Source organism: Pseudomonas sp. BAY1663, assembly GCF_000582595.1.
Lineage (GTDB): Bacteria > Pseudomonadota > Gammaproteobacteria > Pseudomonadales > Pseudomonadaceae > Stutzerimonas > Stutzerimonas stutzeri_AF.
The window spans coordinates 1-19962 of sequence record NZ_AZSV01000016.1 but is presented as its reverse complement, the minus strand read 5'-3'; the positions used below and the strand labels follow the sequence as shown (position 1 = coordinate 19962).

Annotated in this window: 12 protein-coding genes and 1 pseudogene; 9 read left to right on the top strand and 4 right to left on the bottom strand. The window is 62.6% G+C overall.

Annotated features, from left to right (window positions below; genetic code table 11):
* Window positions 1-15: 15 nt before the first annotated feature.
* From BAY1663_RS25065 to drmC, 9 genes are read left to right on the top strand one after another with little or no spacing between them, the layout of a single operon-like run.
* Window positions 16-492, top strand: a complete 477-nt coding sequence (locus BAY1663_RS25065; protein WP_256206582.1) for a hypothetical protein — start codon at window positions 16-18, stop codon at window positions 490-492.
* Window positions 489-2447, top strand: a complete 1959-nt coding sequence (gene drmD, locus BAY1663_RS25060) for a DISARM system SNF2-like helicase DrmD (RefSeq protein ID WP_256206581.1) — start codon at window positions 489-491, stop codon at window positions 2445-2447. Before BAY1663_RS25065 ends, drmD begins: the two co-directional genes overlap by 4 nt.
* The gene (locus BAY1663_RS25055; protein WP_256206580.1) at window positions 2432-3154 is read left to right on the top strand and encodes a hypothetical protein; all 723 of its coding nucleotides are present in this window, start codon (window positions 2432-2434) and stop codon (window positions 3152-3154) included. Before drmD ends, BAY1663_RS25055 begins: the two co-directional genes overlap by 16 nt.
* On the top strand, window positions 3151-7227 hold the full coding sequence (locus BAY1663_RS24750; protein ID WP_196696644.1) for an Eco57I restriction-modification methylase domain-containing protein: 4077 nt from the start codon (window positions 3151-3153) through the stop codon (window positions 7225-7227). Before BAY1663_RS25055 ends, BAY1663_RS24750 begins: the two co-directional genes overlap by 4 nt.
* A complete protein-coding gene (locus tag BAY1663_RS24745; RefSeq protein WP_218186652.1) occupies window positions 7224-7916 on the top strand; it encodes an ATP-binding protein in 693 nt (230 codons plus the stop codon). The genes BAY1663_RS24750 and BAY1663_RS24745 overlap by 4 nt, the downstream gene beginning before the upstream one ends.
* The gene (locus tag BAY1663_RS07035) at window positions 7871-9178 is read left to right on the top strand and encodes a hypothetical protein (protein WP_218186651.1); all 1308 of its coding nucleotides are present in this window, start codon (window positions 7871-7873) and stop codon (window positions 9176-9178) included. Before BAY1663_RS24745 ends, BAY1663_RS07035 begins: the two co-directional genes overlap by 46 nt.
* Window positions 9179-9190: 12 nt before the next feature.
* Window positions 9191-13210: a DISARM system helicase DrmA gene (gene drmA, locus BAY1663_RS07030; RefSeq protein WP_023657717.1), complete on the top strand. Its 4020-nt coding sequence runs from the start codon at window positions 9191-9193 to the stop codon at window positions 13208-13210.
* Window positions 13211-13212: 2 nt separating this feature from the next.
* The gene (drmB, locus tag BAY1663_RS07025) at window positions 13213-15072 is read left to right on the top strand and encodes a DUF1998 domain-containing protein (protein ID WP_023657718.1); all 1860 of its coding nucleotides are present in this window, start codon (window positions 13213-13215) and stop codon (window positions 15070-15072) included.
* A 13-nt stretch (window positions 15073-15085) separates the two neighbouring features.
* Window positions 15086-15835 carry a DISARM system phospholipase D-like protein DrmC gene (gene drmC / locus BAY1663_RS07020; protein WP_223194972.1) on the top strand — a complete coding sequence of 250 codons (750 nt, stop codon included), beginning with the start codon at window positions 15086-15088 and terminating at the stop codon, window positions 15833-15835.
* A 51-nt stretch (window positions 15836-15886) separates the two neighbouring features.
* On the opposite strand, the gene BAY1663_RS23410 is transcribed toward drmC, so the two are convergent.
* The 4 genes and pseudogenes from BAY1663_RS23410 to BAY1663_RS23405 all read right to left on the bottom strand — a co-directional run.
* The gene (locus tag BAY1663_RS23410) at window positions 15887-16579 is read right to left on the bottom strand and encodes a hypothetical protein (protein ID WP_033895037.1); all 693 of its coding nucleotides are present in this window, start codon (window positions 16577-16579) and stop codon (window positions 15887-15889) included.
* A gap of 282 nt (window positions 16580-16861) precedes the next feature.
* Window positions 16862-17610 (bottom strand): annotated as a pseudogene (locus BAY1663_RS07010) (TIGR03747 family integrating conjugative element membrane protein).
* Window positions 17607-19763, bottom strand: a complete 2157-nt coding sequence (traD, locus tag BAY1663_RS07005) for a type IV conjugative transfer system coupling protein TraD (RefSeq protein WP_037038963.1) — start codon at window positions 19761-19763, stop codon at window positions 17607-17609. The pseudogene BAY1663_RS07010 and the gene traD overlap by 4 nt, the downstream one beginning before the upstream one ends.
* An 8-nt stretch (window positions 19764-19771) precedes the next feature.
* Window positions 19772-19962: PFL_4695 family integrating conjugative element protein (locus tag BAY1663_RS23405; RefSeq protein ID WP_128576127.1), on the bottom strand; the 191-nt coding region annotated here is incomplete at its 5' end.

Below are 19962 nucleotides of genomic sequence, written 5' to 3'. Positions count from 1 at the left end.
AAGATGGCAGACTGCATGGAAATCTCGAACGATCAGAAGCACCACACCTACCGTACCCGTCCGGAGCCCGGCCAGCTGGTCGAGGTTCGCCGGCGCCAGTGGGTCGTGGCGGATGTCGCCTCCTCGAAATTGGAATCGGCTTCGGCGTCGCAGAACTGCGTGACGCTTTCTTCCATCGACGAGGACGGCCTCGGCGAAGAACTGGAAGTCATCTGGGAGATCGAACCCGGCGCACAAGTCATCGAGCGTGCGGGCCTGCCTTCCATTACCGGGCAAGACCACTCCGACACGCTCGAAGCCTTCCTGGATGCGGTGCGATGGGGCGCCGCCACCAATGCAGACCGAGGGTTTCTGCAGGCACCGTTCCGCAGTGGCGTCAGCATCGAGGACTTTCAGCTCGATCCTTTGGTGCGCGCCATCGACATGGCGCGCGTCAACCTGCTCATCGCCGACGACGTCGGCTTGGGCAAGACCATCGAGGCGGGCTGGTGATCCAGGAGATGCTGCTCCGGCACCGTGCCCGCACCGTCTTGATCATCTGTCCTGCATCCCTTCAGGAGAAATGGCGCATCGAGATGCTGGAGAAGTTCGGCCTCGACTTCCGCGTGGTCGACACTGCCTACATCAAGCAATTGCGGCGCGAACGCGGCATCCACGCCAATCCGTGGACATCTCATCCGCGCCTCATCGCCTCGATGGACTGGGTCAAGAGTGGCGAGGGGCTGCGCGCCATGCGCGATGTCCTGCCGCCCCATGCCGGCCATCCGCGCAAGTTCGATCTACTGGTCGTCGACGAAGCGCACAACATCGCCCCCGCCGCCGGCGCGCATTACGCCCTCGAGAGTCAGCGGACCCGCTTCATCCGCGCGATCAGCCCGCATTTCCAGCATCGCCTGTTCCTGACCGCAACGCCGCACAACGGCTACACCGAGTCGTTCACCTCACTGCTGGAGTTGCTGGACGATCAACGCTTCGCCCGGAACATCCTCCCCGACGAGAAGCAGCTGAGCCAGGTGATGATTCGTCGCCTGAAGAGCGATCTCGTCGATGCTGACGGCAAGCCCCTGTATGCCCAGCGAAAGCTCCAGGCGCTGGCGGTCCCATACACGGACGAGGAACGGGAGATCCACCAGAAGCTGAACGATTACTGTGCCAGCCGCGAAAAAGACGCGGAGAAGACCGGCAGCACATTCGGCACTTCGTTCGTCAATCAACTGCTCAAGAAGCGCCTCTTCTCGTCGCCCGCCGCGTTCGCTTCCACGCTCGAGAAGCACGTCGCCTCGCTGTCGAATGGCGCCAAGCCCAAGGGTCGAGATGCCATGGCCGAGCGCATCCTGCGCAAAGCCATCCTGAAAGCAGACGAGGATTACGCCAACGACCAGGAAGTCGAGAATGCTCAATCGGAGGCCGTCGAGGAGGCATCACGCCGTTCCCAACCGCTTACGCAAGAGCAACAACGGATTCTGGCCGACTTGAGGCAATGGGCACAGCGCGCCAAGAACCAGACCGACTCCAAGGCCAGAGCCATCCTAGATTGGCTCTCAGCCAATCTGAAACCGGGAGGTCAGTGGAATGACCGCCGGGTGATCCTGTTCACCGAATACCGCACCACCCACCAGTGGATGCACGAGATCCTCGCCAGCCATGGTTTCGGTGGCGAACGACTCGGTCTGCTCCACGGAGGACTCACTCAGGATGAGCGGGAGCCCATCAAGGCAGCCTTCCAGGCATCTCCCAAGGATTCCCCCGTCCGCATCCTGCTCGCCACGGATGCGGCCTCCGAAGGTATCGACCTGCAGAACCACTGCAATTGCCTCATCCACCTGGAGATCCCCTACAACCCCAACGTGATGGAGCAGCGCAACGGGCGTATCGACCGTCACGGACAACGCGAGAAAGAGGTGCTGATCTGGCACCCCGTCGACGGCGGTGACAAAAGCCATGCATCGGTCGGTGGCCATGGTGACGACATTCTGCGTGCGCTGCGCAAACTGGAGTCGATGCGCGCCGACATGGGCAGCGTCAATCCGGTCATCGCGCCCCAGATGTCCGGGCTCATCGAAGGCTCGCTGAAGGATCTGGACACCCGCCTCGCGGAGGCCAAGATTGCCAAGGCCAGGCGCTTCGTGCGCGCCGAACGCGAGCTGAAAGAGCGCGTCGCCAAGCTCCATGAACGACTCCTCGCCACCCAGCAGGATTTTCACCTCACGCCCGATCACATCCAGATGGCGGTGAAGACTGGTCTCGCGCTAGCGGGCCGCCCCCCGTTGGAACCCGTCGCCCTCGCAGATGCACCCCAAGGCAGCGCATTCAGGATGCCACCCCTATCGGATCATGGGCGCGCTGTCTGGAGGGCCTGCGTCACCCGCATACCCAGCAGATACGCCCCATCACCTTTGACCACGCTGTGGCCAAGGGGCGAGACGATGTCGTGTTGGTCCACCTGAATCATCGACTGGTGCAGATGTGCCTGAGGCTGTTGCGCGCCGAGGTCTGGGCGCAGGATGACGTGAAGAAACTCCATCGCGTCACCGTGCGCACATTACCGGATGGCAGCATCGAGGGCCCGGCTGTGGTCGTCATCTCGCGGCTGGTCATCACCGGTGGCAACCACCATCGCCTTCACGAGGAACTGACCGTCTCGGGCGGCTATCTGCGCGATCAGTCGTTCCGGCGCGAAGAGGGTGTCACGCGTGTCCAGCAGTGGCTGGACGAGGCGCAGCCAGTCACTGCGAGCGATTCGCTACTCGATGCCATTCGGGTGCGCTTCGATCGCGCCCAGCCCGCCATCCTGCAAGCGGTCGACGCCCGCTCGAAGGATCGACTCAAGTTTCTGGCCAATACTCTGCAGACCCGCAAGCAACAAGAGATGGATGACATCGGTACCGTGCTCGACGAGTTGGAGAAGGCTATCCAGAGCGAGTTGAAGAAAGACCAACAGCCCGAGCAGCTTTCGCTGTTCACCGAGGACGAGCGCACTCAGCTCAGACGCGATACCGCCGCGCTGGAGGCACGCCTCGCGCGCATCCCGGCCGAGCGCATCCAAGAGGTCCAGGCCATCGAAACCCGCTATTCCAAGCTCGACGATCGCACTTTCCCTGTTGCCGTCGTCTTCTTGGTTCCCGAGTCAGCCATGCAAGGGGATGCAGCATGAGCAATCACGACCTGCACCACGACTGGCTGGCGCTCATCGAGATCTCCGGCCCGTTCCTCGCCGTTCCCGTTCTCAAGGAAGCCTTTCCCCAAGGTCTGGAAGAACTCGACGGAACCAAGCGCAAACGGCTGCGTCAGGCCTACGAGGAATGGCGCGAGGCGCTGGAGACGGACGATCCGCAGTTTGCCGAATTGCACGCTGCGTGGATTGATGAGGTGTTGGCGCGCGGGCTGGAACTCGACGAGGATGGCAAAGGCGACGTTCTGAAGCGCGCCGACTGGTGCGCGGCCGAACTGAATGTGAGCCTGCCAGAACACGGCGTGACGCTGTCCCCGGACCTCGCCGTCATCGACGAGCAACGGGCCGACAAGCCGCAGATGCTCATCCACACTTACGGACAGGATGTCGATCTCGATGCCACTCTGAAGCTGGACGGATGGGCCGCCACCCCGGCCGATCGCATGGTTCAGTTGTGCCGCGCCACCGGCTGCCGCCTCGGGCTGGTGACCAATGGCGAGCGCTGGATGCTGGTCGACGCCCCAGTTGGTGCCGTCACCACCTTTGCCAGCTGGTACGCCCGCATCTGGAGTCAGGAACCCATCACCCTGCAAGCCTTCGTGCACCTGCTGGGTATTCGTCGCTTCTTCGTCGATGAAACCGAGCAACTGCCGGCACTGTTCGACCGCTCGCTGAAATATCAGGACGAAGTCACCGACGCCCTCGGTGAGCAGGTGCGGCGCGCCGTCGAAGTGCTGATCCAGGCCCTCGACAAAGCCGACCAGGACCGCGACCGCGAGTTGCTGCGCGACGTGAAAGAGCCGGTGCTCTACGAAGCCGCGCTGACGGTGATGATGCGGCTGGTGTTCCTGCTTTCCGCCGAGGAACGCGGCTTGCTGTTGCTCGGAGACGAGCGCTACGAGGCCAACTATGCGCTCTCGACCCTGCGCATGCAGTTGCGCAAGGAATCCGAGGAGATCCTCGAACGCCGCTGGGATGCCTGGTCGCGCCTGCTGGCGATCTTCCGTGCCGTATTTGGTGGCATCGAACACGAGAACCTGCGCCTTCCAGCGCTGGGCGGCTCGCTGTTCGACCCGGATCGTTTTCCCTTCCTCGAGGGCCGCGCCAAGGGCTCCGACTGGCGCACCGACCCGGCCAAGCCGCTGCCGATCGACAACCGCACCGTGCTGCTGTTGCTCGAAGCCATCCAGCAGTTTCAGGGCAGGACATTGTCCTACCGTGCGCTGGACGTCGAACAGATCGGTTACGTCTACGAGGGCCTGCTGGAACGCACCGTCAAGCGCACCGCCGAGGTCACGCTGGAACTGGATGGGACCAAGAATGCCAAAGCCCCCTGGGTCAAGTTGGCCGAGTTGGAATCCGCCCGCCTCGACGGTGCCGAACGCCTTGCCGAACTGCTCCAGGAGCGCTCCGGCAGTTCTGCCAGCCGCGTGCGCAACGATCTGGTAAAGCCTGTCGACGATACGCTCGCCGACCGTCTGCTGGCCGCCTGCCATGGGGACACCAACCTCCGTAATCGCATCAAGCCTTTTGCCTACCTGGTACGCACCGATCCATGGGGTTATCCGCTGGTCTACCCCGCCGGGGCCTTCATCGTCACCACCGGCTCTGACCGTCGCGAGACTGGCACCCACTACACCCCAAAATCGCTGACCGAGACCATCGTCACCGAGACGTTGACGCCGATAGCGTACGTAGGGCCATCCGAAGGTACCCCGCGTGAGCAGTGGGTGTTGAAGTCACCCGCCGAACTGCTGGACCTGAAGATCTGCGACCCTGCCATGGGCTCAGGCGCCTTCCTGGTGCAGGCCTGCCGCTGGCTGGCCGATCGCCTGGTCGAGGCCTGGTCACTGGCTGAAGGCAGTGGAAATCCGGTGAGCGTGGATGGCGAAGTCCTGGATGTGCCGCACACCAAGGAGCCTCTGCCCCGCGACACCGAGGCACGCACCGTGATCGCCCGCCGCCTCATCGCCGAGCGCTGCCTCTACGGCGTGGACCTAAATCCGCTGGCGGTCGAACTCGCCAAGCTCTCCATCTGGCTGGTGACGCTGGCCAAGGGGAGGCCGTTCGGCTTTCTGGACCACAACCTACGTTGTGGCGACAGCCTGCTCGGTATTCATCGGCTGGATCAGCTCACCGAACTCACCATGACGCCGACCGGGAAAGGTCAGCAACGCCTGTTCGGGCAGAACATCGAACAAGCCGTGCGCGAGGCGATCGAATTGCGGCAAGCGCTGCGCCAGATGCCCATCCGGGACATCCGTGACGTCGAGGCTATGGCGCGACTGGATGCCGATGCACGCCAGAAGCTCGACGTGCCGGAGCGCATCGCCGATGCGTTCATCGCCGAAGTGCTTTCTTCGGGAGGGAATGCCAACGTCCTGTCCAGTACCGTCGGCACGCTCGCGATTCACGCCGGGCAGGCCGTCGATGGTAAGCGCGACGCGATAGAAACCATGATTCGGCGAGCGCACAACGCATTGAGCGCCGATCTCCCTCCTGAAAAGACAAGACGTTTGCCGTTCCATTGGCCACTGGAATTTCCAGAGGTCTTTGCGAGATCGCTCTCCGGATTCGATGCTCTCGTCGGCAACCCGCCGTTCCTGGGCAACCGCCTCTGGAAAAGCGCAATGGGTGACAAGCTGCAATGGCAGTGCCAGATGGTCTTGGGTGCATCTCCGGGCAAGATCGACTTGTGCGTGGTCTTCCATCGTCGCGCCGTCGACCTGCTGCGAACCGATGGCTGTTATGGGCTGCTCGCGACCAGCAACATCGCCGAGGGTAGTGCCATCGATGTCGGCCTCGGTGTAGTGGTTCAGAACGGCATGATCTATTTCGCCAAGAAAGGCATGCCTTGGCCCGGCACGGCAGCCGTGGTGGTTGCCATCGTTGGTTTCATCAAGGGCGAATGGCCGGCCGAATGCGATGCCGATGGCCGGAAGTGTGCTCGCATCGGACCGAGGCTGGAGCCAGAAGCCTCGGATGTCTGGGCCCCACAAACCCTGCCGGATGCACTCTTTGCTTTCGAAGGTGTAAACAACAGCAAAGGTCTGGCATTCGTCATCACGCCGGACAGCCCCTGGTTTGAGCGACTCCAGAATGAACCGGACAGCCTGCTCCGTCCTTACATCACAGGTGACGACATCACGAGCTCGGCGCTCAATCGCATCGGTCGATGGGCGCTGGATATCGGTGATCGCAGTTTGGACGAGATCGCCAGACGATGGCCGATCGCCCATCGCTTCATCGTCGAAGAAGTGCAACCGACTCGCACGGTCGCCGCTCTCAAGAGTTACAAAGGTTTGATCGATCGTTGGTGGCAATTCTGGAACCACCGCGCCGACCTGATGCGGCGCATACGGCAGCGCGGAAATTTCATCGGCTACTCAAAGAACACAAAGTACCCGGTTGGCATGCTCGCTCCGTCCGATTGGATCTACACGAACAAGGTACTTCTGATCGGAATGGAGCGGGATGACCTCTATGCCATCTCGCTAAGCACAGGCTTTCGTGCGTGGCTCGAACGATTCAGCGGTGGGAATCTGGGCGAGACGCTATCGCTTTCCATCAGCGAGTCGGTCGCCAAGTACCCAGTTCCGAGCAGTGAAGTCTCCCGGGCGGGCATCGATGCGGCAAAGCGTTTCAACGACTTGGCGGTTGCATTCGGCGCTGCGCACGAATGCGGGTTGACCGACGTCATGAACGCCATCCATACCCCTGGCGAGGAGGATGCAACGATCGTCGAGCTGCGGCAGTTACTGGTCGTAATCGATAACGAGGTGACAGCGGCCTATGGGTGGGATGACCTTGAGATCGTCTACGACTTCCGTGAGATCGATGGAGGCTCCGCCAATGATCCTTGGCGTTGGTCTTTGTCGAGCGACCTTACCGCTGACCTCCTTGGACGGCTGACCGCACTCAATCGTGAACGCTTCGAAGCAGCTGCGAGTAGCAGCAGCGGCGCGTCCACAACAACAAAGTCCAAACGCGGACGCAGACCGAAGGCGGCCTCTCCCGCCACCCTCGACGGGCTGTTCGGTGAGGGAGAGCTATGAGCGACAAATACAGAATGACGGTCGACCTGAACGTGCTCGACCACCTCGGGATCAACCTCTACAGCAACATCGCCGCCGTTCTGACCGAGGCCGTCGCGAACGCCTGGGATGCCGACGCCGAGACCGTCGACATCAAGATCGATTCGGACGGCAACCGGATCGAGATCCTCGATGACGGTATCGGTATGTCGGTCGATGACATGAACGGCAAGTACCTGCGGGTCGGTTATCGACGGCGAGATGAAGATCTCGAGCATGGCAAGACGACTGCCAAGGGCCGACCGGTGATGGGCCGCAAAGGGCTGGGAAAACTCTCGCTGTTCTCGATTGCTAACGTCATCGAAGTCGAGTCAGCCAGAGATGGCTCAGCTCATGGCCTTCGCATGACCGTGGACGGAATCCACGAATCGGTTCAGAAGAGGGAGCCCTTCTACAGCCCCGAGTCCCTGCCCGCCGATCAGATCGCGGTAACCAAGGGAACACGAATCGTTCTGCGCGATATCAAGCGCCAGCGGCTCGGTCGTGGTGCGCTGGCTCTTCGCAAGCGCCTGGCGCGCCGCTTCTCTGTGATCGGGGAGGCCCACGGTTCAAGATCGATCTCGATGGGCAGCCCATCACACCCTCCGATCGTGGCGACCTGCCGATGGTGCAGTTCCTCTGGCAGTTCGGTGACGACGCACTCGACCTGAGTCCCGCCGGTCAGCTCCTGGAGAAGGAATCGCTTCCGAACCGCTTCGATGCTTGGGATACAGGGTGGAAGGTCAGTGGCTGGATCGGCACGGCTAGGTTCCCCAAACAACTGGATAGTGAGGATGCCGGCAATCTGAATGGCATCGTCGTGTTCGCCCGTGGCCGCCTGTTTCACGAGAACATCCTCGACAAACTGAACGACGGGCGGCTCTACACGAAGTACCTCACCGGGCAGATCGAGGCCGATTTCCTAGACGCCGACGACGCACCAGACATCGCGACCAGCGATCGGCAGCGCGTGCAGGAGGATGACCCCCGATATGGGCAGCTGATCGCTTTCCTGAAATCACGTCTTACGCAAGTCGAGAAGCGCTGGACGGAATGGCGCAAGAAGCACGAGGTCGAGAAAGCGAAGGAAACATCGCCCGCCCTCGCCGAGTGGCTCGATACGCTCCCCGAGGGATACAAAAAGAGCGCGGAGACGCTGATCGCCAAACTCAGTGCGCTGCCGGTCGATGAGGAAGAGGATCGGAAGCTCATGTACCGGCACGGCATCCTGGCATTCGAGCGCATGAAGCTGCGCGGCTCGACCGAGGAGTTTGTGACGAGCATCGAGAGTGCCGACAGGCTGCTGGCCGTGCTCGCCGACAGAGACTCGCTTGAGGCATCCCTCTACCGGGACATCGTCAAATCGCGTCTGGATGCCATCCGGGATTTCCAGACCATCATCGATGAGGACGCAAAGGAACGGGTGCTCCAGAAGTACCTGTTCGATCACCTCTGGTTATTGGACCCGGCATGGGAGCGTGCCACGGGCAGCCCGATCATGGAATCGCGCCTGACGACGGAAGGCGTGCTGATCGAAGACATGACCGAGAAAGAGCGCCTGGGCCGCGTCGACATCGCCTATCGCACCAATGCGGGCAAGCACGTCATCGTCGAGCTCAAGAAGGTCGGCCGCAAGATGGGATTGCTCGAACTGGTGGAGCAAGGTCAGACCTACGTCGACAAGCTGAAAAAGATCCTGCGCGAGCAAAACGATGTCAGCCCCAATATCGAGGTGATCTTCGTCCTTGGCAAGACCGTCAACGAAGAGGCATCGAACCCCGACCGCCTCAAGTCATCGATGACATCGATCTCACCGGGCAGCCGCATCGTCCATTACGACACCTTGATTCGGGGCGCTCAAGAGGCGTATTCGGCATACATCGAGAAGAGCAAGTCACTCGACAAGCTCGAAAAGATCGTGGACAGGATTTGAGGTGACCAAGGTATGACGAAAACTTCCAACGCATGGATCGCCATCGATCATGGCCTCGGCACCGACCACAGGCTCGCGCCCTATATCTTGGTTCTGAAGGGTGAGCGTTCTCTCTATCAGGCCATCGAGGAGGACGACTGGGTTCTGGTCCTGAACCCCGTTGGTAGCATCACCCGTGTCGGGCGTGTGCTGCGGGTTCGTTCCGATCTCGAAACCACCACGCTCTATTTCGACCGACTGCTGTCGATCACAGACCCCGTCTCGATCGGCCTCACTGCACTCACGCCACCGTCTTCGAGCAGCATCGGTCGGGTCCAGTGGACCGATTTCGTCGAAGCCCTGCCCAAGGCATTGCACAAGACCATCGCCGAAGTGCCGACGGTCGGTTCCGATCCCAGATCTCCCCAGCATCAGCAGGAACTCGCCTACATCCGCGAACTGCTGCAACTGGCCGTGATGGACGACTTGCTCGGCCCGGCTGGCGGCCCTCATGAGCGCATCGTCGACATGGGTGTGCGGGATCGCTATCTGGTGGGCAAGCTCGCCCCGCGTGAGGCGGCACAGGGTGGCATCGAAGGGCTCGAAGGGCCACTGGCGAACGACGAGGTCGAAGAGCCCACCGACCCGAAGGCGCCCGGCCAGCATGAACCCGGTGCGGAGTTCGGCACGGCGACGGGGCGTGTCGAGCCCGAGTCTGACGCCGCCGATGAGATCGACGCTGCCAGCAATCAATCGTTGGTACCGAGCAGCCTGGGCATGACCTTCTGTGTGGATGGTGACGCCGAACGGATCGAAATCGAGGTGCGCTGGGGTCGCTACGAGCGCAGCGATGAGCACGAGATCTTCCGCATCCGCAAGAACAAGGAGACCGGCGCCGAGGAGCAGACCAAGGCCAAGGTCTGGCAACGCATCCCTTGTGGCGGCAAGCTGGTGCTGCCGCTCACCGAAGGCGTGATCCCTCATCAGGCGCCGGACAAGACCTATCCCGAAGTGCGGGTGCAGGGCTCCGTGCGCGCCAAGAACGCGAATGGCGATCGCTTGGTGACGCTGTTCCTGGTCAACGCACAGGAAGAACCCGAGACCAACCGCGATACCGCCTGGGTCTTCCAGCCGGAGCTGATCGTGCGTTCGGAAGCTGAAGCACCCAAGCGCGCAATCTTCCGCCGCCGGCCTGTGCTGGATGCGGACGGTATGGACCCGGAGCGTGAATCGCTGGAGATGATCTACCGCAACCGGGTGGAGTTCGCGGTGGGGCACGGCGTCGCCGTCCATGCCGAAGCGGCGGATGACGTGACGCTGGCCACCGAGGTGCGCATCACTGTCATGCCGCAGTACGAGGTGCAGGTCACCGAGACACCGGGGCTGGACCCCGCCGACCGGCCGGCGATGAAGGAAATGGTGAGCAGTGGCCTGCTCGACATGCAGCGCCTCGCCACACTGGACATCGATCCGCTGGTCGACGCCCTCAACCTGTTGACCAAGGATTACGCCGCGTGGATCGATGAGCAGCGTGCTCGGGTCGGCATCGACGTGCTTGGCTACGACGCGCAGTCGCAACAGGCAATGGATCGATGCCAGGAGATCCACACTCGCCTGCAGCAGGGTATCGATACGCTGAAGAGCGACGCGAATGCCCTGGCGGCCTTCCGTTTCGCCAACCGGGCAATGGCCACGCAGCGCGTGCGTAGCCAATACGCCCTCGAAATCCGGCGTGGCAAGGACGTCACCGTCGAGCAGTTCGACGTACTGAAGAACCGCAGCTGGCGCCCGTTCCAGTTGGCTTTCCTGCTGCTGTCGATCCCATCGCTGGCCGACCCGACGCACCCGGATCGTGTGCAACCGGTCGAAGCCTATGCCGATCTGCTGTGGTTCCCTACCGGCGGTGGCAAGACGGAGGCGTACCTAGGTGTAGCCGCCTTCACCATGGCCATTCGGCGCATGCAGGGCAACCTGGGCGGCTACGACGGCTCGCGCGGTCTGGCCGTGATCATGCGTTACACCCTGCGCCTGCTGACGCTGCAGCAGTTTCAGCGTGCCACGGCACTGATCTGTGCGATGGAGGTGCTGCGTCGCGAGGCGCTGGCCAAGGGTGACGAATCGCTCGGCATCGAACCCTTCACCATCGGACTGTGGGTGGGCAACAAGGTGACCCCTGGCACGACCGAGGACAGTCATCGGGCCATCGAGGACATCCGCAATCCCGGTAAGTACAACGCCGGCGCGGCGTCTCCTGCGCAACTGACCAGTTGCCCTTGGTGTGGCTCGGAAGTCGCCCCAGGGCGCGACGTGGAGGTCGACAAGGGGCGTGGGCGCACCTTCGTCTACTGCGGCGACAAGAAGGGCCGTTGCGACTTCTCGAAAGGCAAGTCCAGCAAGCTCCCGCACGCGGGCATTCCGGTACTGGTCGTGGACGAGGAGATCTACCACCGTCCCCCGACGATGATGATCGCCACCGTGGACAAGTTCGCCATGATGGCGTGGCGGGGCCAAGTGCGCACGCTGTTCGGTCGGGTCGGCCAGGAATGCGAGCGGCACGGCCTGCTATGGCAAGGCGCGGACTGCCATGGTAACCACCAGGCCGGAAAGGGGCTCGCTGCCACCAAGGTCAAGAACATCAGCCCGATCCGACCGCCGGACCTGATCATCCAGGACGAGTTTCATCTGATCAGCGGGCCGCTCGGCACCATGGTTGGCCTGTACGAGACGGCCGTGGACGAGCTGTGCGGCTGGAAGCTCGGCGAACATATGGTCAAGCCGAAGATCATCGCGTCGACCGCCACGGTGCGTAAGGCCCGCGAGCAGGTGAACAACGTCTTCATGCGGCGTGTGTCGGTGTTCCCGCCGCACGGGCTGGACGTGGAAGACAACTATTTCTCGGTCCAGCGACCGATCGAGGACAAGCCGGGACGGCGCTACCTCGGGGTCTGCTCTCCCGGAAGTTCACGACCTGCGATGCTGATCCGCGTCTACACGGCGTTCCTGACTGCTGCTCAGGCACTGTTCGATCACTTCGGCGAGCCAGCAGATCCGTACATGACCATGGTCGGCTACTTCAACTCGCTGCGCGAGCTGGGGGGCATGAAGCGCTTGGCCGAGGACGACGTGCAGACGCGTTCCTACCGGGTGCAGATGAGCATGGTCGAGCGGCCCGCGTTGGCGCAACGCAGCGTCAGCAACATCCGCGAGCTGACCTCACGGGTCTCCAGCCAAGACATCCCGAAGTACCTCGACAACCTCGAGGTGAAGTTCAAGTCCGAGTTCGATGCCGCAGCCGGCAAGTACGTGACCAAGTGGCAAGAGGGCGACACCCGGGCGATCGATGTGGTGCTGGCCACCAACATGCTGTCGGTGGGGGTCGACGTCAATCGGCTGGGACTGATGGCGGTCAACGGCCAGCCCAAAGGCACGGCGGAGTACATCCAGGCCACCAGCCGAGTGGGTCGTTCCTTCCCCGGCTTGGTCTGCACAGTGCTCACCTGGGCACGACCACGAGATCTCTCGCACTACGAAACCTTCGAGCATTACCACGCCACTTTCTACAAGCACGTCGAAGCGCAGTCGGTGACGCCGTTCTCGCCGCGCGCGATGGACCGTGGCCTGACCGGCTCGCTGCTGAGCCTGATGCGTCTGGAGAACGATGTTTTCAGCCCCAACGAGGGGGCAGGCAAGTTGGACAAGTCAGACCAGACCGAGATCACCGATGCCATCGATGTGCTCGTCAGACGAGCCTGGAATGTCAGCGAGCTGTCCAGCACCAAGGGCCTGGCCGAACAGGAACTCAAGGAGCGCGCAGATGAGTGGGCCAAGGAAGTAGGCAAAGGTGGCCGCATCCTGGCCTATGAGAAGCGCGGCCCCGAGAAGGACAAGACAGTTGCATTGATCAGGTCACCGGGCATCCAGGCCTGGGACAACTGGACCGTACCAATGTCGATGCGCGAAGTGGAGCCCGGCGTGCGTTTGATCATGAATACAAGCCACATCACGGACGACCACGATTGGAAGCCTCGTCCCGCGACGAAGGATGAGGACTGAACATGACGACGAGTAATAAGACTCCAGTCGGAGAAGTAAGACCCAGCCAGTTGCTCTGGACCTACGGGCCAGGGGCGTTGATCGATCTGCCGAGCCTGTCCGTCGTGACGCTTGGCATCGACCGATGGGAAAAGGACCGCTGCCAACCGATCCAGGAAGCCAGACTGCTGGCCGCCGTTCGGAAGGTGCTTGGAGCACAGGTCGAGAACTTGCGGATGCCGCCGTTCCAGAAAAGCGAGCTCGTCGATGTCTGGTCGGCCGAGGCCAACATCGGCGTTCCCGTCCGGCCATTCCCGCGCTGGATGCGCTGCGTGAAATGCGGCCTGCTGTCCCCCTTCGATGCCGGACTGTTCGAGATCAAGGAGAACCGCTTCAGGCCCGAGCGAACCCGGTTCGTCCACAAAGGATGTCGGGGTTCGAAGGGCGATCAACCCGCCAAGGACGCCGATGCCGTACCGGCACGTTTCCTGTTGGCCTGTCGCGATGGTCACCTCGACGACTTCCCTTGGCACTACTTCGTCCACGGTGGAAACAGTTCATGCAAGGGCACGCTACGCTTCTTCGAGAGCGGCGCCTCGCTGCAGACGGAGAATCTATGGGCGAAATGCGATACGTGTGGTGCGTCGAGGAGCATGGCCCACGCCTTCGGCAAGGCCGGAAAAGAGAATCTGCCGGGTTGCCGAGGACGACATCCCCACCTCGACCACTTCGACAACGAATGTGACGAGGAAGCGCGGGCGGTTCTGTTGGGCGCCACGAACAGTTGGTTCCCAATCACACTTTCGGCGCTCGCGATTCCCCAGACCAAGGACCCACTCAGTCAACTGATCCAGGATGGCTGGGAGTTCTTTGAAGAGCTGGAGTCCGAAGCGGAAGTGTTGGTGACGGCGAAGACGCTTAAAAAGACCGGAGCGCTGCCAGGGATCGACAAATATCCTGCGGCGTCGATCTGGTCGGCTATCGAGGCGCACCGTAGCGGTGGCGGACAGGAGGTCGTGGGCGAGGCCGATATCAAGGGCCCCGAATGGGACGTGCTGACAGAAGCGAATCCGCCCACGGACTACCCGCACTTCATGAGCAAGAAGGTCGGCACGCCACCGGCTTTTGCGAAGCACATCGGCAGAGTGCTGCTTCTGGAGCGACTGCGAGAGGTCAATGCCTTGCTCGGTTTTACTCGGGTGGAGGCGCCCGAAGAAACTGGCGACCCGAACGAACGGCCCCAGATGGCCAACCTCTCACGAAGCAAACCGGATTGGGTTCCCGCGAACCAGGTACATGGTGAGGGTATCTTCATCCAGTTCGATGAACCGGCGCTCGTCGCTTGGGAAGCACTACCTGCCGTCGCGCAGGTCGACAAGATGCTCCGGGGCGGCCACAGGGGATGGCGCAATTCACGTCATCTCGATCCTGACGAGGGCTACCCCGGCATTCGCTACGCCCTGCTCCACACGCTATCGCACTTGCTGATTCGTGAGCTGGCGTTGGAGTGCGGCTACAACGCAGCGAGTATCCGCGAGCGAATCTATGCCGACACCTCGGGCGAGAGTCCGCAGGCCGGTATCCTCATCTACACGGCAGCGGCGGACTCCGATGGAACGCTGGGCGGTCTCGTCGATCTCGGCAAGCCGGAGAATCTGGGTCGCCTATTGGAACAAGCCTTGAATCGCTCGAAGATCTGCTCCTCTGACCCGCTTTGCTCCGAGCACGATCCCGAGAAAGATCGCTCACTTCATGCTGCGGCGTGCCACGCTTGTAGCCTGGTGGCCGAGACCTCCTGCGAGCGCGGCAATCGCTACCTGGATCGGTCATTGCTGGTTCCGACCCTGGAACGTATCGACGCGGCTTTCTTCAAGGGCTTGTGACATGGAGAGGCTCTTGGACGCCGTCGCAGCTGTGGTCTGTCTGGTCTCTCCTGAGAAGGTACAGGCCATAGCTAGCCGGATTCGTCGGACCGATGCCAGCAAAGCAGCCGGTGCGCTGTCGGGCGTGGTCAGCACCCCCGTTGCTGCTGAGGTTGTGGATCAGCTCATCGATGCTTGGCGAGCCAGTGAGGTCAGCGCCGATGAGCTTGCATCGATGCTGCTCGCCGCCGGCCATGTTTTCACCAAGGCTACGAATCAACAATCCACCGAACTCGTGTGGACGGGACCGACGACACCCTTCGTCTCGGCTCGACGAACCGAGCAGACGCTACTGCAGGTCATCAACGCCGCTGAGCAGACCCTGTTCATCACCAGCTTCGTGGCCTACAACGTCTCGACCATCGTCAAGGCGCTGAATGCGGCAAGTGATCGCGGAGTGGTCATCTCCATGCTGCTCGAATTGTCTCAGGACCACGGCGGCAGCATCTCGTTTGACGCGATTGGCAAGATGAGCACGCTGGTCTCCGCTGCGAGGCTTTATTCCTGGCGAGACAAAGCCGCCCCGTTCTCTGACGGGCGCGTTCACGCCAAAGTCGCCGTTGCCGATGGCAAGATGTGTTTCATCACCAGCGCCAACCTGACCGGCCACGCGATGGAGCAGAACATGGAGGCCGGTGTGCTTCTCACCGGCGGGCAGATTCCCAAGCTGCTACTAGACCATTTGCAGGCGCTGGTAGACACGAAGACGGTTTCACCCGTCTGAATCGCTACTTCGAAATCCATCTGCCTGCCGAAACGAATGCGTCCTGCCGGATCAGTCCCAGACGACTTCGCAGCCGAGATATTCCCGAAGGACGATTTTCACGGTCAGCCCATTGGCTTGGCTGGTATGGAAGCGATAGTTTCCTTCTTGCACGGCCAACCATCCCTCGGTGAAAGTGTCGGTGCCCGCCACAAGCAGCCTCTGCATCGCACGGCTCCCGACTTCCGGCCAGACATCGAACGCGTCGTCATCGCTTTCGAATGCGGTGCGCTCTTTTTCCGTCATGAGCGACAGCGGCTTGAATCCGAGGCGTGATGGTTCGTGGAGTTGTGGCTCGTTGAGTTCGAATGCGGCATGACATCGAGCCAATTTGAGGATGACGCGACTCACGCGGTCGTTTTCGGCTGCCCAGACAGGGCCTTCTGCACCATCTGTGCGTGCCCGCTGCAATCGGGTCAACAGCGAGGAGTTCGCACGCAAGATACGGCCAATCTTGGCCCTGTGCAGTTTTTCGGGTGCGATGTCCCCGGCGATGACACATTCGAGCAAACAGGCCAGATATTCTTCGTCGAGTGAAAGGCCGTTGTTGCATTCACGGCACGCCGGAGCCGCCATGAGATTCTCTGGATACGGCTCATCCAAGAGAACTTTCGACGGGACGTGATCGATGGTTTCGCTTGGCCCGCCGCAATGCACGCAGAACCCATTGTTTCTGTCGTCGCCGTAGCATCGCAGCTGCTGCATCTGGCCTGCCTCCGAAGCTGTAGGTGCGAGTCGCGCCGCGTGCCTTGGGCAACCCCTGCTGATTTCAGATGGTACAGCACTCGACGAAAGCACAAGGAGAAACTAGCGGAACCAGTGAAATTAGTGCCGTGACAAGCACTTGCGGCTGATTTTGTCCGGCGAAATTAGCGACAGAATCCCCCGGTCAGTTCGCAGCCCAGCCGGTACACGCGCAACAGTGCGCCCGGCGCACCGCTGCGCGTTCGCCCCACTGAACCGGCGTGAGTGACGCTCCTGGGTGTTTCACAAGTACTTCTTGAACGTCGCCGCCGCGATGCACACCGCCACGCCGAGCAGTGCGGCGCTGGGCAGCAGGATCAGCAGCGGGTTCACGCTGACCGGCAGTGCCAGGTAAGTCACCCACGGCAGCACGGCCAGCGGGATCAGGCTGGCCCTGGCGCGGTGATAGATGAACCCCGATTCGCGTCCCGCGCCGAAGCGGCGGATGTCCCGGCGCACCAGGCCGTCCACCAGCCCGACGAAGGCGGCCATCAGGAACAGCGGCAGGGTCAGGCACAACACCAGCAGCCGCACGAGGAAGACCAGCGTCGTGTAGGCCGCCGCGATCAGGTAGCTCTCCACGTTCACGTAGACCAAGCCGATGTAATAGCGGAAATCCTTGGTCGGACGGTGGCTGCCGGCGCTGGCTTGCGCCGAGGCGTCGCGTATCCAGTCCAACAGACCGCTCTTCACGAACAGCCAGTCGTAGCCCTGCTCGACCAGCCGGTGCGCGGTGCGCCCCGGCTCCTGCACCAACGCGCTGCGCGTGAAATGCGTGGAGAGCTGATCCAGCTCGTAGTGCAGCATGCCCTGCGCGTGGCGCCAGCCCTGCTCGGGCCAGAAGAAGTGCATGCCGACGCATTCGATCAGGATGCACAGCAGCAGCGCGCCGCACAGCACGCCGAAGAAGCGGAACGGCAGCGTGACCAGACCGGCGATCAGCCTTGCTGTCGTTGCTGCTGGCGCTGGGCCGCGACGGCCGGATCGCTCATGCTTCGGCCTCTTCAGCGGCGGCCATCTGCTTGAAGTCGTCCAGCAGGTCGTCGGGCAGCGCCTTGTCCTGCAGGCCGGGGATGCCTTGGTTCTCCCACCAGTCTCCTGCCTCGACGTAGTGCTGCCGCATGTAGCCGGCCAGCTCCTGCAGATCCTTCGGCATGGCTTCGTCGGGGTCGGGTGCCGGCAGCGGCATGCGGACTTTCCAGAGGTTGCCGCCCTCGATCAGCGCGAAGCACTGCCCCTTGGGCAACGCCACCACATGCGCCGGCTCGATCAACGGCACGCTGTTGCTGCTGATGCGGTCCTGGGTGTTGGACGTGAAGGCGGTATTGCCGTGCGGGTCGGAGCTGTCGGTGGCGCCGCTCATCAGTGCCGTGGCGTACACCTCGACCTTGGGCAGTTGTCGCGTCAGCAGCTCGGCGGTGGCGGTCTCGCGCACGCGCAGCATGAACAGGTTGTTGAAGTTGCCGACCACCTGGCCGGCCTTGGCGCGGTTGCCGATGCGCGCCTCGATGTCGCTCAAGGTCTGCGTGTAGGCCGTCACCTGCACGCCGGCACCGCCGCCCTTGTTGACCATCGGAATGAACTCGTCGCCCATCAGCTCGTTGAATTCGTCGGCGTGGACGTTGATCGGAATCTTGGCGCCCACCGCGGCGCCGGGCAGCCCGTCGTCGATGCCGAACTTGTAGATGTGGCCGGCGACCGAGACCAGATCGCTGAACATCGAGTTGCCCACCGCCGCCGCGACTTCGGCGTCGGACAGCGCATCCAGCCCCACGTAGACCACCGCGCGTTTGCGGATGACCTGCATCCAGTCGAAGATCGGCCGCGGGTCGGACAGGTCGGAATAGTTCGGTGCGAGCAGTTGCGCGATCTTGCCGGTGGTGAGCTTCTCCAGCAGCGGCAGCAGCGAAGCGACGATCTTGTCGAAGTACGTCCGGTCGTAGCGTACGGCGCTGCGCAGGCCGTCGAGCACCGGGTCATAGACGCGCACTTGGGACAGGTACTGTTCGAGGGCCACCACGCGCTTCTCGCGCCCGATCATGTTGCGCGGGATGTTCTTCTCGTTGAGCTTGCCTTCGAGCTGGACGATGACCTCCCAGGCCTTCGGCTCGTTCTTTGCGAAGTAGTGCTGGGCGTACTCGATGAACAGCGCGTCGATGTTGATGACGTGGCGCTGGATCAGCAGGTAGTCCGGCCGCTGCCCCAGCTCGACCAGGGCGCGGGCGATGATGTTGACGAAGCGCCAGGCGAATTCGCGGAACGCCGCGCTGTTGCCTTCGCCGGAGAGCTGTCCGGCGATGCGCGTGGCCACCTCGGAGATCCGCCCGAACCGGCCCACGGCGTTGTAGCGCGCCGAGATGTCCGGCCAGCCCAGATGGAACACGTAGAACTCGCCTTCGCGCCCGGCGCGCTTGGCCTCGACGTACATGCGCTTCAACAGGTCCGCATCGCCCTTGGGGTCGAAGACGATCACCACCTCGTGCTCGCCGCGGACCTTGCGGCGGATGTCTTGCGTGATGAACAGCTCGGCCAGCCGCGTCTTGCCCACGCGCGTGGTGCCCAGCACCAGGGTGTGGCCGACGCGCTCGCCCAGCGGCAGGGTGACGTCGACCTCAGCCGGCTCGATGCCATGCAGACGCGGCAGTCCGCCGACCGGTGGCAGCGGCCGCGCCGGGTTGAGCGGGCTGTCCCAGGCCAGCGCCCGTGCCAGCGTCGAGACGGGAAACGGCGCGAACTCAAGCCGCTCCTCCAGCCGCCGGGCGGCCCGGTAGATCGCCGTCGGCTCGACATAGCGGCGGAACTCCGGCCGGTAGGTCTGCATCAGCCGGTGCGTGTGTCGCTGCTCCCAGCGAAAACCCCGGCCGACGAACAGCCGTTGCTGACTCACCGGCACGTCGCGGCTGGTCATCACGTAGCGCGGCAGGCGGCGGATGTTGCGGCGATAGCGCAGGATCGCCCAGGCATCGCGCAGGCGAATCGCGCCGAAGGTCAGGAAGGCCAGCGCCGAGCCCAGGCCGAGCAGCGGGTTCAGCGCGAGCGACCACGGTGCCACCAGGCACAGAATCGCGGCGCCGGCGCAAACCGCCACGGTATGAAGCTCCACCGCTGGCCGCAGCAGCACCTCGACCGCATGCGGTTGGGCCATTTGCGCACCTACTGCTCGATGCCGGTGGGCGTGATGAGCACCGGGTAGTGGCGCAGGCCCAGGCGCTGGGCCAGGTCGTCGCCGGAGGCCGGCGAGAGGGTCAGGCCGGGAGCCAGCCTGCGCAGCGCAGTCAGCGCGGCCATCGATTCCACGTTGACCACCAGGCCCACGGCCCCAGCTCGCGCAGCGCGGCCTGCCG